9 protein-coding genes are annotated in these 16,655 nt (G+C 36.5%); all 9 read left to right on the forward strand.

The annotated features are described in order from the left end of the window. Positions 1-391 precede the first annotated feature (391 nt). Positions 392-1,639, forward strand: a complete 1,248-nt coding sequence (locus ACN0TV_RS02390; protein WP_417359736.1) for an exonuclease SbcCD subunit D — start codon at positions 392-394, stop codon at positions 1,637-1,639. Between the two features lie 2 nt (positions 1,640-1,641). After that, positions 1,642-5,373, forward strand: coding sequence for an AAA family ATPase (locus ACN0TV_RS02395; protein ID WP_417359738.1), 3,732 nt, complete (start codon positions 1,642-1,644; stop codon positions 5,371-5,373). Positions 5,374-5,445: 72 nt separating this feature from the next. Beyond that, on the forward strand, positions 5,446-6,753 hold the full coding sequence (locus ACN0TV_RS02400) for a PD-(D/E)XK nuclease family protein (protein WP_417359740.1): 1,308 nt from the start codon (positions 5,446-5,448) through the stop codon (positions 6,751-6,753). Positions 6,754-6,785: 32 nt separating this feature from the next. After that, on the forward strand, positions 6,786-7,787 hold the full coding sequence (locus ACN0TV_RS02405; protein WP_417359741.1) for a phosphotransferase: 1,002 nt from the start codon (positions 6,786-6,788) through the stop codon (positions 7,785-7,787). 250 nt (positions 7,788-8,037) lie between these two features. Then, the gene (locus tag ACN0TV_RS02410; RefSeq protein ID WP_417359743.1) at positions 8,038-8,820 is read left to right on the forward strand and encodes a glycerophosphodiester phosphodiesterase; all 783 of its coding nucleotides are present in this window, start codon (positions 8,038-8,040) and stop codon (positions 8,818-8,820) included. Between the two features lie 551 nt (positions 8,821-9,371). Further along, the gene (locus tag ACN0TV_RS02415) at positions 9,372-10,127 is read left to right on the forward strand and encodes an RNA polymerase sigma factor (protein WP_417359745.1); all 756 of its coding nucleotides are present in this window, start codon (positions 9,372-9,374) and stop codon (positions 10,125-10,127) included. A gap of 146 nt (positions 10,128-10,273) precedes the next feature. Then, the gene (locus tag ACN0TV_RS02420) at positions 10,274-11,311 is read left to right on the forward strand and encodes a FecR family protein (RefSeq protein ID WP_417359747.1); all 1,038 of its coding nucleotides are present in this window, start codon (positions 10,274-10,276) and stop codon (positions 11,309-11,311) included. 168 nt (positions 11,312-11,479) lie between these two features. Further along, complete coding sequence (locus ACN0TV_RS02425; RefSeq protein WP_417359749.1) at positions 11,480-14,824, forward strand: TonB-dependent receptor; 3,345 nt, start codon at positions 11,480-11,482, stop codon at positions 14,822-14,824. 11 nt (positions 14,825-14,835) lie between these two features. Continuing rightward, a complete protein-coding gene (locus ACN0TV_RS02430; RefSeq protein WP_417359751.1) occupies positions 14,836-16,596 on the forward strand; it encodes a RagB/SusD family nutrient uptake outer membrane protein in 1,761 nt (586 codons plus the stop codon). Positions 16,597-16,655: the final 59 nt, after the last annotated feature.

Below are 16,655 nucleotides of genomic sequence, written 5' to 3' on the forward strand. Positions count from 1 at the left end.
TGCTGCAAGAGGTGGAATGTAAATTAATGTCCTGTTAGGCGATATTTTAGTGCAACAATTAACTAAAGTTAATTGAAGAATTAAATACATTAACTATGGAAAATAAACCTTTACAGCCCCTTTTGCATGCCGGGCTTTTAGGCATTAGTGAAGGTGATGAAAGATTAGAGAATATTGAGAAATTAATTACTTTTTTTAAGTAAACTAGAAGAAGTTAGGATTGGGATTCAATCTTTACTAAAAACCTCAAGGGTTTTGTGGTTTATATTTTTAATTTTATACAAGCAAGTAATAAGTGTTAATAGCCTTGATAAAACAACTACCTAAGTAAGTTGTTAAAAGGATATACGCTGACTATATTATTACCAGAAAATTCAATTAAAACCACCGCATGATTAGAATTTTGCATACCGCTGATTGGCACATAGGTCAGCTATTTCATGAATACGACCGCCGCTATGAACATCAGCAGTTTTTAAATTGGCTGTTGGAAACTTTAACTGCCCGGCAGATAGATGTTTTATTGATAAGTGGAGATGTATTTGACTTATCCAATCCATCGGCAGCTTCAGTGAAAATGTTTTATTCCTTTCTCAATAAGGCAGTAAAGCAAAACCCGAAACTACAAATCATAGCTACAGCCGGAAATCATGACTCAGCCTCACGACTGGAATCCCCTAAACCCCTTTTGGAGTCCTCCAATATTCACATTATTGGACTTGTACAGAAGGACAAGGATGGAGCAATTGACTATAGCAAATTAACCATCCCTATAAAAGACAAACAGGGCAATACAGTTCTATGGTGTATCGCTGCTCCCTTTTTACGAATGGGTGATTACCCTTCGGTTGCGAACAGTTCCAATCCATACACTGAAGGCGTTAACGCTTTTTATAAAGAAGCCTATGATTATGCGGCATCGCAGAAAGAAGAAGGACAAACCATTATAGCTATGGGACACTTACATGCGCAACAAGCAGAAGTAGGTGATCTTGATAAAACGGAACGCCTAATTATGGGTGGAGTAGAAAGTATTTCGGCGTCTGCATTTGATACTAACATCCGTTATGTGGCTTTAGGACATATTCATAAAGCCCAACGCATTGGTGGGAAAGAGCATATTCGGTATAGTGGAAGTCCCTTGCCTATGTCTTTCTCAGAAACTAATTATAAACATCAAGTCATTGTATTTGATGTAACTGCAGATAAAATTGAGAATCTGCATTCCATTGAGATACCAGTTTCAGTTCCTCTTAAGCGAAGTCCGGCAGTACATAGTATCATCGAGGAAGTTCTTAGTACTTTACAACAATTAGAAATATTTAAAGGAGAAAACCATACTGCACCATATCTCGAAGTTCGTGTACTGTTGGAAGGGCCGGAGCCCGGTCTTAGACACAAAGTAGAAACAGCACTAACAGGTAAAAACTATAGACTGGCAAAAATAGATGTGCGCTACGGCAAATCTACTTCTAAATCTAAAGGACAGACCGTAATGAGCTCAGAGCAGCTTAATCAGCTACAGCCGTTAGAAGTGCTCGATAAAGTCTATCAAAGTAAATATGATAATCCCGTTCCTAAGGACCTTCAGAAGTTATTTCAACAGGTAGCTCAGGAAGTAAACGAATCTGAAAATTAGGCATGAAGATACTATCCATTCGCATTCAAAATTTAGCTTCTCTTGGTGGAAAGACAGAGATCAACTTTAGTGAGGAGCCACTTCGTTCCGCAGGTATCTTTGCTATTACCGGTCCTACCGGTTCAGGAAAATCAACGATACTGGATGCCTTATGTCTTGCCCTTTATGGGAAAACTCCGCGATATAGGCTTGCCGAGAATTCCATTGCTGTCTTAGATGTAAATGGCAGCACCATCAATCAAGGGGATGTACGAGGTATCCTAAGAGATGGTTCATCCAGTGGTTATGCTGAGGTAGATTTTGTGGGTATCGATGATCAACATTACAGGGCAACCTGGAGTGTAAGAAGAGCACGCAATAAAGCTGAAGGTAATTTGCAACCTAATGAGGTGTCTCTTAAAAACATTTCAACGGATCAGGATATACCGGGAAAGAAAACAGAGTTACTCCCTGAAATAGAGCGTTTAGTAGGATTGAACTTTGAGCAGTTTACCCGCTCTGTTCTACTGGCACAAGGTGATTTTACCGCTTTTCTAAAAGCTGGAAAAGATGAAAAGTCATCCTTGTTGGAAAAGCTAACTGGTACGCATATTTATTCTGAAATTTCCAAAAAGGTGTTCGAACACCATAGAGAAGAATCCCAGAAGCTAAGAGATCTGGATAATCAACGCGAAGGTATAGCAACCTTTACGACAGAAGAGTTACAAGATTTACAAGAGCAGAAGCAGCAATTAGGCACCAGCATTACAGCTGAAGAAAAGCAAATCACTGCTCTGGATAAGGAAGTAAACTGGCATGAGCAGCGGAACAAACTCCAAGCGGGTGTGAAGGATGCCGAGCAGCAAAATGAAAAAGTAGTCACTGCAAAATTAGCCGCAAAGTCCAGGGAGGATCAATTCCAACAGATTACACTTATTCAATCTGCCAGACCAATCCTTAATGAACTAAAAGGGACTCAAAGACAGCATACTGATAAAACAAAGCAGGCAGCAGAGCTTTCAAATGCTAAAGGAACTTTAACCAAGCTGAAAAAAGAAGCCGATACTGTCTTTATGAACGTTAATAAGGACTTGGTCGTTAAAGAACAGGAAGAAGAGCTCGCAAAGCCATTATTAACTCAGGCAAACGCTTTAGATGTAAAACTCGATGAGCAAGCTAAGCAGGTTAAACAGGCTTCTAAAGATTTAGATGACCTTCGTAAAAGGGAAGTAAATCAGAGTGAACAATTTACTAAAGCTAAAGCAGAATTAGTAGCTGTAGAAGAGAAGATCGTTACCCTTAAGAAGTGGAAGGAAGACAATGAGAGTCGTCAGCCTATTGCTGAACAGGAGCATCTTATTTTATCTAAATTAAGTGATGCGGAAAGTATTTTGGAAAACCTTCAAATGTATAATAGCCGTATTAAAACTACTGAAGAGGGTATTTCAAAAGACAGTAAAGAAAAGGATCATTTAACTTCGCAAAGGGAGGCTGTTCAAACGCAACTGAATCAAAGTAAAGTTGAATATCAGTCTTTAGATACTGCTTTATCAAAGGTTTCAATCTCTGATATTGAGAAGGAGAAGACTTCTTTGGATGTTTCCATCGAAGATATTGTGGGGGCTTCTGCACATTGGAAATTGCTATACTCAGGCATACTTGAGAAGAATAGATTACAACTAGAGTGGGATAAAAATAAAAAGGAGCTGGAGAAAAACAACCTTGAATTAGACCAGGCAGATAAACTTCTCACAGCTAGGAGCTCAGAGAGAACAGCTTCCTTAAAAATGCTTGAAAAAGCGAGGTTGGCGGCAGCAGAAAGTGTGGATGAGCTTAGAAAGCAATTAGAACCGGGGGAACCTTGTGTTGTTTGTGGTAGTATGGATCATCCTTATGCTTCACACAATCCGGGACTTGCTCATGTACTGTCTGAATTAGAAGTTGAACATGCAAGGATAGAGGCCGCGTATACTCAGCAATTAACGCTGCATACGACTTTAAGTCAAAAAGGGACACAGTTAGCAAAGTACATTGGAGATCTTGAAGTGCAAACCATAGAGAACAATGAAAAATTAGAGAGCCTTGACGAAACTTGGACTGAATTTAAGGTCTCAGAAAATTGTAATGCCAAACCTTTCCAGGAGCGGACTTCTTGGTTGCAAGAGCAATTGAAAGCGCAAAGAATAAAACAGCAACAATTAGTTGTTGAAATACAATCTTATGCAAAACAAAAAGTACAATTAGAAAATCATAAGGATCAGCTTGCAAGGTTGGATAAAGAGTTTGATCAAATTCAAAACAAGATCAAGGATATCGATAGAACCCTAAAATCTTTAGAGGATCAAACAAAGAGTGATATTGCAGAAAAACAAAAGGTTCAGAAGAGGCTAGAGGAGCTTAGGCAGGCGTTAACTACATACTTTACCACCGAACAGTGGTTTGAAAACTGGCGATCGAATCCAGTATCATTTGTTTCTAGTATTAAAGAATTTGCCAATAGTTGGAAAGTTAATATAGCAGAACTGGAAGCTTTTCTTCAGAAGCAAAAAGTGCAGGCCGAGAAAATAAAAGGGTTTGAGGTACAGCTCAATTCGACTAAGGACGAGGTGATAATAAGCCAGAAAAAGCTTTCGGATCTTGAAGGGGTAAATAAAAAGTTAACTGAAAATCGAAAAGCGATTTTTAACGGAGCTGCTGTTACAGAAGTAGAGGGCAAGTTAAAGGCTGCAATTCAACAGGCTAAACAGACTTTAGAGCAGCAAAGGTTAAAAAAAGAAAAACTACAGGAAGACCTCACTAAAAATGTAGCACAACAAGGCCAACTTATAGAAGATATTGATAGTTTATCCAAGCAGGAAGGAGCTCTAAAAGAAGAGCTCAATGATTGGATTTATAAACATAATATGCAGTCTGAAATAACACTTGACCAAGAAAAGTTATTAAGCTTATTAGAATTTAACCAGGATTGGATAGAAGCAGAGAGGAAAAGTTTAGGGGCTATTGAAGATGCGGTTAAGCATGCAGAAACTGTGTGGAAAGAGCGGACTGAGTTATTGACAGTTCACCTAAAGCAACGCCTTTCTGAGAGAACACAGGAAGAGTTGACTACGTTACGGAGCCAGGTAAAGGAATCATTGGACAGAAATAATCAAAAGAACAATGAAGTAGGATTCAAGATAAATGAAGACGTTAAGAACAAGCAACGAATAGGAAGCTTGTTAGAAGAGATAAACAAGCAGGCGACTATTGTAGAAAATTGGGCGAAGCTCAATGAGATTATCGGTTCTGCGGATGGTAAAAAATTCCGTCAAATTGCTCAGGAATATACTTTGGATGTGTTATTAAGTTATGCTAATGTTCACTTGGAGGTATTGAGCAAACGTTATATCCTTCAGCGAATTCCTAATTCCTTGGGTCTTCAGGTTCTTGATCAGGATATGGGTGATGAAGTGCGTACGGTATATTCACTTTCCGGTGGCGAATCCTTTTTGGTTTCATTAGCACTAGCTTTAGGCTTGGCATCCTTATCTTCCAGCCGTATGAAAGTTGAATCCCTATTTATTGATGAAGGTTTTGGCTCTCTGGATCCTGCAACACTTAACATTGCCATGGATGCTCTTGAGCGATTACACAACCAAGGTCGAAAAGTAGGTGTGATTTCACACGTACAGGAAATGACAGAGCGCATACCTGTTCAGATTAAGGTTAGTAAACAACAAAGTGGTAAGAGTAAGGTGGAAGTGATCGGGTTTTAAATAATAAAAATTCTAATAGGTATAATCCTATGAATAAACTGTTAGGACCTCTAAATATACAACGGCATAACAATGTACAAAGCAAAAGACGTAAACAGGGTATTAGAAAATGATATGTGTGTAAGTACTGAAGATTTAGAAAAATTTGTAGAAGAGAACAACACTCAACTGCGGGATATAAAGACTTCACGGGAAGCGTTCAATATTTTTAATGTGCTAGGCGTACAATATAGAGAGATATGTCATAGCAATTTTTTAGGATGGTTATTCGAGCCTAACGAGTCCCATAACCTAGGAGATATATTTTTAAAAGGATTGTTGCAAATAATTTGTGAGAATACAAATCCTCTTTCGGATCCAACCAAATATAATTCATTGCTGGAAAGTAATCTACAGAGTACAAAGGTTTACCGCGAAACTGTCCATAATATCGATATTCTTATTGTAAACGAAGAGCGTAATTTTGTAATAGTAATCGAGAATAAAATACATGCTAGCTATTCTAAGAATCAACTCAAAAAGTATTATAAGTATGTAAATAGAAATTTCAGTGATATTGATAACAAAATTTACTTAACTCTCACCCCCGAGACAAGTACTAGTCACTTAGGTTTCAAAAAGGGGAAAGCCTATAAAAATATTAATTATCAGAGTATTGTTGATCTGGTTAAGAGGAATACGGATTCTATAAGCAAAGCTTCAGCAACTATAAAAGAGAGTATAAATCAATATGTAACTATGGTAGAAAATGATATTACTAAGACAAGTAAGGAAGTTAGATTAGCAAAAGAAATCTATAGGGATTTTAAAAAAGAAATTGATTTTATAATTAGAAGCCAAGAAGATTTTTCAAAGTATAAAAAGGTAGTTAAAAGTTATCTATTAGAGAAAGAGCGGAGTTTTATAGAGAGTCATGACTCAGGGGATAGAAATGTGATTTTTTTATTACCAGATGATGAGAAGTTATTGAAATTATTTAGTTATCCAGAAGCAAAATCACGTAACGGAGAGTATATTTTTAGTATAGTGATTATGTTCGAAAAAGATAAAGTTTGGTTGAAGTTTAGTTTTGGAGATATTCAATCTTGTGAGAATCACATAGACATAAAGGAAAATAAAACCAAATTTTTTAATACTATGCAGAAGTTCAAATGTTTCAAAAACACAAATGGAAAAGTCAATCGTGCAAAAAATGAGGTCAACAAAGATTATGCAACGGTGTTTAGCGTTGACCTTTTTAATGATGTTGAACTATTGGAGAGTAATAAATCTTTCATGGAATTATTTGAAATAGAGTTCGAAGAAGTGAATAAAGATATTATTAAACCCTGGACCAAGCAATGTGCCGACAAACTTCCCAATAGTAATGGCGGCTCATGAAAAATTTAGCCTCAATTAATTGAAACAAACAAATGAAATCTTTTCCAGTAACTACTTCAACCTTATCCGAAAATGACCTTGGCGACTTTGTCAAGAAACATTATGATTTAGACAATTCGTTTGAATGCAAACTGTTTAGAACAGGAATGAACCATACTTATTTCATTTCAAATGGAGTCAAAAAAATGGTGGTGAGGGTTTATTGTCATAATTGGCGGTCAAAAATTGAAATTCAAGAAGAGTTAAAACTCCTTACTTTACTTAAGGATAATGATCTTTCGGTTTCGTACCCCATACCAGATAGACATAAGAATTTTATTCAAAGCATATACGCACCGGAAGGGCTACGCTATTTAGTTGTTTTCTCATTCGCCGAAGGTCAAAAAATGCGTTTTATGTCTAATGACACCTGTTTTGCAATTGGTGTATTAATGGCTCAATTTCATACGTTAACAGAAAATATCAGCATAGACAGAGTGCACTATGATCCTAATCTACTCTTAAATGAATCTTACGATCTATTAGCGCAGTATTTCTCGGAGCAGTTACCAGAGATGAAGTATCTCAAGCAAATGGGAATGGAAATAACAAAAACCTTCAATGATAACTTGTCAAGTTTTCGTCAAGGGATAGTGCATCTTGATTTATGGTATGATAATATGAGTGTAAATGAAGAAAATGAAATTACAATATTTGACTTTGATTGCTGTGGAAACGGGCCGTTGATATTGGATGTCGCTTATTTCTGTAAACAGTTGTTTTTTATCGAAACTGACAAAGAAATCTATGAATCAAAAGTGGAGAGCTTTCTCGGTGGTTATCAATCGGTAAAAAGAATTTCTAAATCAGAATTGCAAGTTGTACCGGAAGCAGGAGCTTCGATTTTTGCTTTTTATCTTGGAATACAAGCTAAGAGGTTTGATTGGTCAAACATATTTTTAACCGAGAATTATCTCAAAATGTTCGTAGGTAGAATAAGAGCATGGATCGATTATTATAAAGAAAAAGAAATCACTAAGGCGAATAACCAATAGATATTAGCCTCCTTGATGAAATCATCAAGGCCTCTAACCTTAGTTAATTTCAAGTCTTATTACGCTTAAAATAATATTGAAGTAACATACCTATGAATCATTATTTGTTCTTTCGTGTCAGAAAATGGATGTATTGGAAAATAACAAAACGGAAGTTGAGGGGGAGTGTCAAATGATCTCTTTCTACCACAATTCGATTCAACTTATAAATCGTTCATTAATAGTAAATTAGTTTATAGAATAAATTTTTATGAAAAAAGTATTTTTATTTTTAGTGTGTACTTTAATGCTTACAACTTCATGTGAAAGTGAAGGTTTGGTAAATAAAGTTATAGCCCATAGAGGTGCATGGGAAGAGCAGGGTTTACCTGAAAATTCAATTGCTTCCTTGGATCAAGCAATCAAAGGAGGTTATGGTGGATCAGAATTGGATATTTGGATGACAGCTGATGGTGTTTTGGTGGTGTGCCATGATCCAACTCACCAAGGTTTAGAAATAGAAACCTCTACATATCAAGAACTCAATGCGAAAAAGCTTCCAAATGGAGAAGATTTGCCTACTCTAGAAAGCTATATTAATCGAGGACAGCAACAAGATGTTGTAAAATTAATCCTCGAAATCAAAACCTCTAAGATTGGTGAGCAAAGGAATATTGAGCTGGCAACTAAGGTTGTGCAGCTGGTACATGATTTAAATGCGCGCGATGCAGTGGAGTATATTTGTTTTGATTGGAATATTGGACTCAAAGTAATATCCCTTGATAATAAAGCAGTTGTAAGCTATCTGAGCTGGGAAGAAAAACAAAGTCTTCAAGAAGTTAAGGATGCAGGGTATGCTGGCGTAGATTATCATATCAAAATGTATAAAAAGAACCCAGATCTTATAGCCCAAGCAAAACAGTTGGGACTAATAACCAATGTTTGGACCGTCAATAAGAAAGAGGATATGCAATGGTTTTTAGATAAGGACATCGACTACATCACTACAGATAAACCTGGAGCATTATTGGAATTATTAAAGAATCAAGGGTAAGTAGATCTATGTTTTAAGTTTTACTATACACGGAGAAGCAATAGGTTTTTATTGAAAAACTCGTTAAATGTTAACCCAATGTTAATAAAGAAGCTTGAACACTTCCTACTTGGTAAAAGCTAAAAGTTTAACGTTTTGAATTATTCAAAATCCATCAATAGTTGGGGGATTTCATTAAAAATAAGATGTCTTGTGTTTGAAGTTCAATTTTTTAGATTTAATTTTAATATTCTAAAAATCAATAGTTTGAGTGTTGTATGAAGCATGGTTTTAACTACTTAAATTTAATATTAAGTTGTAGTTTTTAGAGGAAATACAGCAATCTTAATCACTTGATTTCTAGGAGGACGGAATAGTGACTTAAATTAGAAACCCTGACTTATATAGTACATAATTCATTATGAATAGTTATGATTTTAACACATTAATTGTTAATATTGTGTTACTAGAAATATAACCAACCCTTTACTTTAAGAAAATATCAGTGTCAAACACTTTACATACTTTAGCACATGTAAATTTTATAATTGATTAATTTCAAACGTATTTAGATGGAACATTTAAAGGATGATAATGTAAAAGACGAAGATGAATTTAATAGTAATTTCATTAATTATTCTGAGAATACCAACCTTGAAGTTGTTCATAATGTAAATGTGCAATCTGAAAACACTGATGAAGCTTCTATGGGTTATCGTACTGAACCCAATTCATCTAAATCTACTGTAGATGAAAAGAAAGCCAAGGCACTCTGGAAAAGAATGAAGAAAGGAAATATGGATGCCTTAGGTAAGCTGTACGATCTATATGCAGACGAACTATTCTCTTATGGTTTGGAAAAGGTTCATAACAAAACTCTAGTTATGGATAGCATCCATGATCTGTTTGTCAATCTGTATAAGTACCGGTCTAAAGTTACCGATCCCACAAATGTAAAATATTACCTTTTAAAATCTCTTAAACGAGAGGTGCTCCGAAAACATATTTCCAAAAAACACATCAACTTAGAAGCTTCTCTTTTGGAGATTAAACAATTAAATTCTGGATCGTCTTATGAAGAAGAACTCGTGGAGGCTGAGCATTTAAATGAGAAATTACACAAGTTGAAAACTGCCTTAACCTATTTGACCAAGCGACAACAAAAAGTTTTGCAGCTTAAGTTTACCGAGAATCGAACCTATGGTGAAATTGCGGAGATCATGGATGTCAGTGCTGCAACCTCGAGAACTCTTGTTTATCGTGCATTATCTGTACTTAGAAAACACGTCGTATCGCTCATTATGATTGCGATCCATATATTTTATTAAAAATTTCTTCAAAATTTTGTCTATAAAACAGAAGTAGGCTACTTATGTATATATGGGCATCAATTAATCTTACCAATCTAAAAGATAAATTGGCTTAATTTCTGGCTAGGACTCTATATACCTGCTGTCAGATTAATTTGAATTTAATGAACCAAAACGAAAAGAAAGAATTAAGGGATAGGATTATGACATCCGCTAGCGCCTATAAAAATAGAAGAAGACGTCTGTTTTATAGTATATCTGCGGTGGCTATGGTGGTTGTAATGCTGGGAATAGGTCTATATCAGTATAGCTCGAAGGAGACATCGATAACTGAATTTGCAAAATCCTCAAAAGATGTAGAGGTGGAGAAAGCTAGTGATGTTCAGCTATTTCTGGGAGGTCATAAGAAATTGGTAATACAGAATAATAATTCAAGAATTGCATATCAGAATAGTGGACGTGAGGTGAATATAGCAGACACTCTGGGTAATGCAAAGGAGATTGCTCTACAAGAGCAAAATGAATTTAATACCATCATAGTCCCATATGGAAGGAGATCTAAAATAGTATTGTCTGATGGTACCAAGGTCTGGTTAAACTCAGGTACTAAGTTTACCTATCCAGTGGTGTTCAATGGGAAAGACAGAGAAGTTCTCTTAATGGAAGGAGAAGCCATTTTTGATGTGGTACATGACAGCAAGCATCCTTTTAAAGTGTTATCTGAAGGTCAAACCATTGAAGTATTGGGTACTGTTTTTAACGTGAGTAATTATCCAGATGATAAGGACGTAAAAACGGTTCTCAAAAGTGGAAGTGTACAGATCAGTCATAAATTTGATTCATTTTTTGAATCATCTAAAAAGGTGAAAATAACACCTGGAACCATGGCAGTTTATAGTAAGGATAATACTAGAATAGAAACTATGGAGGTTGATGTTGAAAATTATTTTTCTTGGCGTGAGGGGGCTTTAGTCTTTAAGAATAACACCCTAAAATACATTATGAAGAAGCTTGATCGATATTACAATGTGACTATTAATTTTCAGGAGTCAGCTATGGAGGAAGAAACGTTTTCAGGCTATCTCAACTTAAAGAATTCAATAGAAAGCGTGTTAACTACTTTACAACAAGCTTCAAGCTTTAATTACGAAATTAAAGAAAACGGATCAATAGTAATCAATAAAACAGAACAGATGGAATGAAATCAACATAAAAAAAGGCCAGAAGATGCGTCAACATCTTATGGCCGAGTCAGTTAATATACTTTACGAGAGCAATTTAAACTAACGAAATACAAAACTATGAATAAATATGAAATATTTAGGTCATGTTATGCATTAAATAACTTTGGCCGATTCTTATTGAATATTATGCGAAGATTTATAATCTTATTGGTGCTTTGTGTCAGTTCAACTTATGCTAATCCCTTTTACAGTCAGAATGATATAGATATCGATCTAAAGGATGTGAAGCTTGTTGATTTTCTTGATGTAATTCAAGAAAACACCGAATTTGTTTTCTTTTACAAGGATGATGTCCTAAAAGGCAATGGGAGAATATCCATTTCACTTGAAGACGCATCTATAGATAAGGTTCTACAAGATGCTTTTTTAAATACCAATCTTTCATATAAGATATCAGGTAAACAAGTTGTTATAAAAAAACTTCCTAAAAAAGTAAAAACCAAAAACCCTAGAAAAGAGCAGCAAACGGTTACCGTTGCAGGTACGATAACGGAGTTTGAAACGAAATTGACTGTTCCAGCTGCAAACATCTTGGAAAAGGGTACCTCCAATGGGGTGATGAGTGATTTTAATGGGAATTTCGTAATCGAAGTTCAAGAAAACGCCACCCTAGTAATAAGTTACATTGGATACGCTACACAAGAAATCCAAGTCAATGGACGAAGTCATATCAATGCAGAATTAAAGCTTGATGCGGCAGCGTTAGACGAGGTCGTTGTAGTTGGATATGGAACCCAATCAAGAAGAGACTTAACAGGTTCTATCACTACGATGAAAGGGGTTGAAATAGCTGAAAGAAAGGTAACCAATACTTCACTTGCTCTTCAGGGAGCCATCCCAGGATTAACTGTAACTAAATCAAGCTCTGCTCCAGGTGCGGGTAGCTCTGTGTTAAGACTTCGTGGTTTAACGACACTTCAAGGAGATAACAGTCCTTTAATATTAGTAGACGACGTGCCTGTTGGAAGTATTGATGATGTAGACCCTAATCAAATTGCATCTATTTCGGTGCTTAAAGACGCAGCTTCTGCTTCTATATACGGTTCTAGAGGAGCTGCTGGTGTTATTATAATTACCACTAAACGTGCTAAAAGAGGAGAGTTTAGTGTGAATTATACCGGTGAAACGATCATAAATACTCCTACCGAAGTTCCAGGTTCTGTTGGTTCCATCCGATATATGGAAATGATGAATGAAAAAAGATGGAATGATAGTGGTAACGGCGATGATAATTTTCCTGTGTATTCTGAAGAATTGATCAAGAATTATATGGCTAGCCATGCTGAAAACCCTGACCAATTCCCAGATACAGATTGGTATGATCTTTCTATGAAAGATCAAGCCTTAGGGTACAGACATGGGTTAACCCTAAGTGGAGGGGGTGAGAATTTAAAGACTTTGGCCTCTTTCGGTTATGAGAAACAAAATGCGTTATACGATCACCGAAAGTGGAGAAGGTATACAGCCAGAGTTAATAACGACATTGAATTTAATGACAAATTTGGAGCGAATGTGGATGTTTCTTTTAGAATCGGGAAACAAGACACACCAACTGTAGATCCAACCGATCACAGTGTGTACGGGGCTTCCATTTACTCTGCTTTATATGAGGATGGTAGAGTCGCTCCTGGACAATCGTCAAATAATGTATACGCCAAACTGCAGCATGGTGGATTTGGTATAAATGAAACTTATGAAATCTTTGGGAAAGTAGGTATTTTCTATAAACCAGTTCCTGAGGTTAAAATATCAGTGAATTTATCTCCACGTTATGAATTCCATAAAGCAAAATCTTTTATAAAACCTATTCCATATTGGGAGTTTGATGATCCTGAGATGGCAGGAACACCAAAATACATCAGCGGACATAATCCTGTGAATTCTAGATTAAACGAAAGAAGAAGTTTTAATAGTGCGCTTACTACCCAAGCCCTTATTAATTACGATAAATCGTTTGGAGATCACTCCATTAGAGGGGTGCTAGGTTTTGAGGAGTTTTCTCAAGAAAATGAGACCTTGAAGGTGGTTGGAAAAGAATATGAAGTATATGAATATCCATTTTTAGGTGAAGCGCCTGTAGACAACGTCTTTGATGATGGAAGTGGTATATCTGAATTAGCATACTCTTCTTATTTTGGAAGAATACAGTATGATTATAAGAATAAATACCTATTACAAGCTAATGTTAGGCGAGATGGATCATCGAGATTTGGGTCTGATTACCGTTGGGGAACTTTCCCATCAATTTCTGCAGGTTGGGTAGTAACCAATGAGAATTTCTTTAAGAACCTTAATTCCCCAGTTTCATTTTTGAAACTCAGAGGGTCTTATGGTAAGCTTGGAAATGACAGACTTGGAAACTATTTGTATTTACCAGTTTTTCAATTCATGAATACGGTTCGTCCAAATGGATCAAATACTGAACTGTTAAGAGCTGCAGGGCAACGGTATTTAGCTATTGAGGATATCACTTGGGAAACGACCACGACCTTGGATTTAGGTATTGATCTTAACCTTTTTGAAGATAAGTTATCTGTTACTGCTGATTATTATAAAAAGAAAACCGAAGACATGTTATTGGATCTAAGTATTCCATCCTTAAGTGGATACGAGGATCCTACCTATAATGTAGGAAGCATGGATACAGAAGGTTGGGAGCTATCGCTTCGATGGAACGATAATATCGGAGATTTTCACTATTCTGCCGCCTTTAATATATTTAATTCAGAGTCCATCATTGGTGACATTGAAGGAAAACGAATAATTGGTAGTACCACAATTTCTGAAGAAGGTTCTCAATTTAGATCCTGGTTTGGTTATAAGGCCGATGGAATTTATCAAACACAAGAAGAGGTAGATAATTCTGCAACAACAAGCAATAATGTCCGTCCAGGAGATATCAAATATGTTGACATCAGTGGTCCCGAAGGGGAGCCTGATGGATTGATAAACGAACTCGATAGAACGTACTTAGGTGGTTCGACATCTCCAAAATTTGAATATGGAGGAAACATTTCTTTAGGGTATAAGGGACTAGATTTTGGTGTTACTTTCCAAGGTGTTGCAAAGCAAAGATATTTATTGGGAGAGCATTTTGCCCAGCCTTTTAGAGGACATTGGTTAGCGCCACCTACCTTAATAGATGGGAAGTATTGGAGCAACTATAATTCAGCTGCAGAAAATGCTGCTGCTCAGTATCCAAGGTTGTCGGATAATTCATCAAGTAATAACTATACGTTTTCAGATTTTTGGTTAACCGATGGGGCTTACATGAGAATTAAGAACATAACCTTGGGGTATACCATACCTTCTAGAGTTGTTGAGAAAATCGGCATATCAAGACTTCGCGTTTTTCTAGCGGGTAATGATTTGTTCACTATTGATAGTTTTCCAGAGGGGATAGACCCTGAATATGGAGGAGGATATCTAATCACAAAAGCCTTCATATTAGGCGTTGATGTTTCACTTTAAACTTTAGACTTATGAGATTTTTAAATATACCAAGATTAATACTATTGGCTATTGTTTTATGGACTGGATTCTCCTGTACCGAACTTGATTTGGTGCAGCAAGATGCAGCAAGTGTAGGGAGCTGGTACACCACTGAAGATCAATTTAGACAATCTGTCAACGAGCTGTATCGCACTGAATATTGGATCATGGATGCTCTTGAGGGCTGGACTGATGATGTTCAGACCAGAAGTGATATTGATCAAATTCAGGCAGGCACCTTATCTTCTGAATTCGGACACGGTGCAAGTCAGTGGTTTATCATTTATAAAGGGATTACAAGAGCTAATGTTGTTGCAGAAGCTTTAGAGAAACAAAATGGCGTTCTTACGGATGAGAAAGCCAAGCAGTTTATTGGCGAAGTTAATTTTGCCCGCGCGTTTTTTTGGACATACCTAATTACACATTATGGAGATGTTCCATTTTACGAAGGTGAATTGACTATCGAAGAATCTTTTGAAGTAGGACGCACCAATAAACAGGAGATTCTACAAAAGATTTATGAGTACTATGATATTGCCGTTGAAAACTTACCGGAATCCTATTCTGGAACTGAGTTCGCAACCAAAGGTGCGGCTTATGCTCTTAAAGCCAGATCAGCAATTTATTTAAATGATTTTGAAACTGCTGCTGCTGCGGCAAAAGAATGTATGGATCTAGGGGTGTACAAATTGCATCCAGATTTTCAGGAATTATTCTTACCCACCACGAAAAGCTCAAAAGAAATCATCTTTAAGATTTCTAGGAGCAAGGAGTTTAATGTAATTGCTACTCCAATTACCATTAGAGGGATGCTCCCTCGAACATTTGGAGGATACGCAGGAAATCAACCTTCTTGGCCTTTATTGGCTTCTTTTGAATGTGTAGATGGTTTGCCTATTGATGAATCTCCATTATTTGATCCTCGCAATCCATTTAAAAACAGAGATCCTCGTCTTTTAATGACCATTGTTCCATTTGGCTCTTTAGCAGATGGTGATGGAAGAACGCCAGATCAAGGGACTGAATTCTTAGGTGTTGATTTCACCTCACATCCAGAGCACAAACAAATCATGAGTTATCTAACCAATAAAATGGTGACTAATAATGATACAAGGTCCATAGTGCAATGGGCTTCGTTTAATGGATTGTATTGGAAGAAATCCTTATCTGAGGATTGGAAAGATTACAATACGGATCCTGATCGCATTATTATTCGATATGCAGATGTGTTATTAATGTACGCTGAAGCAAAAATCGAGTTGAATCAGATTGATCAAAGCGTATTAGATGCGATGAATGAAGTACGTGATAGAGCGTATGCAAAATCTCAATTTACAAACCCTGAGATCACTACCACTGACCAAAGTGAATTGCGTTTTAAAGTCAGAAATGAAAGAAGATCTGAGTTTGCCCTTGAGGGACTTCGATATATGGATCTAATTCGATGGAAGTTGGCCGTAAAGGCGATGAGTGGAAATATCTATGGGATGTTAAACGTAGATTCTAATGCGAATGTCAACGTAGCTCCTACAGGCAAACTGATGGATGACATCGTAGAGCCAGGTTTATGGTTCTGGGGATTAACGCCAGAAATCGATCAGGATGGCCTGCCTCAATTTGAAAATCTACTCAATGCGGGTATGGCCAGAGTATTAAATAAGATGAACTTTCCGGAACGGCAGTATCTATGGCCAATTCCGCAAGACGAAATATTGTTGAATGACAATCTTACCCAGAATCCGGGCTATTAGAAGTTTGTTAGTTAAGTTAGTTGATGTAGTATAAGTCCCATTCCTATTGAATGGGACTT

The sequence above is a fragment of the Galbibacter sp. genome (assembly GCF_048266365.1).
Taxonomy (GTDB): domain Bacteria; phylum Bacteroidota; class Bacteroidia; order Flavobacteriales; family Flavobacteriaceae; genus Galbibacter.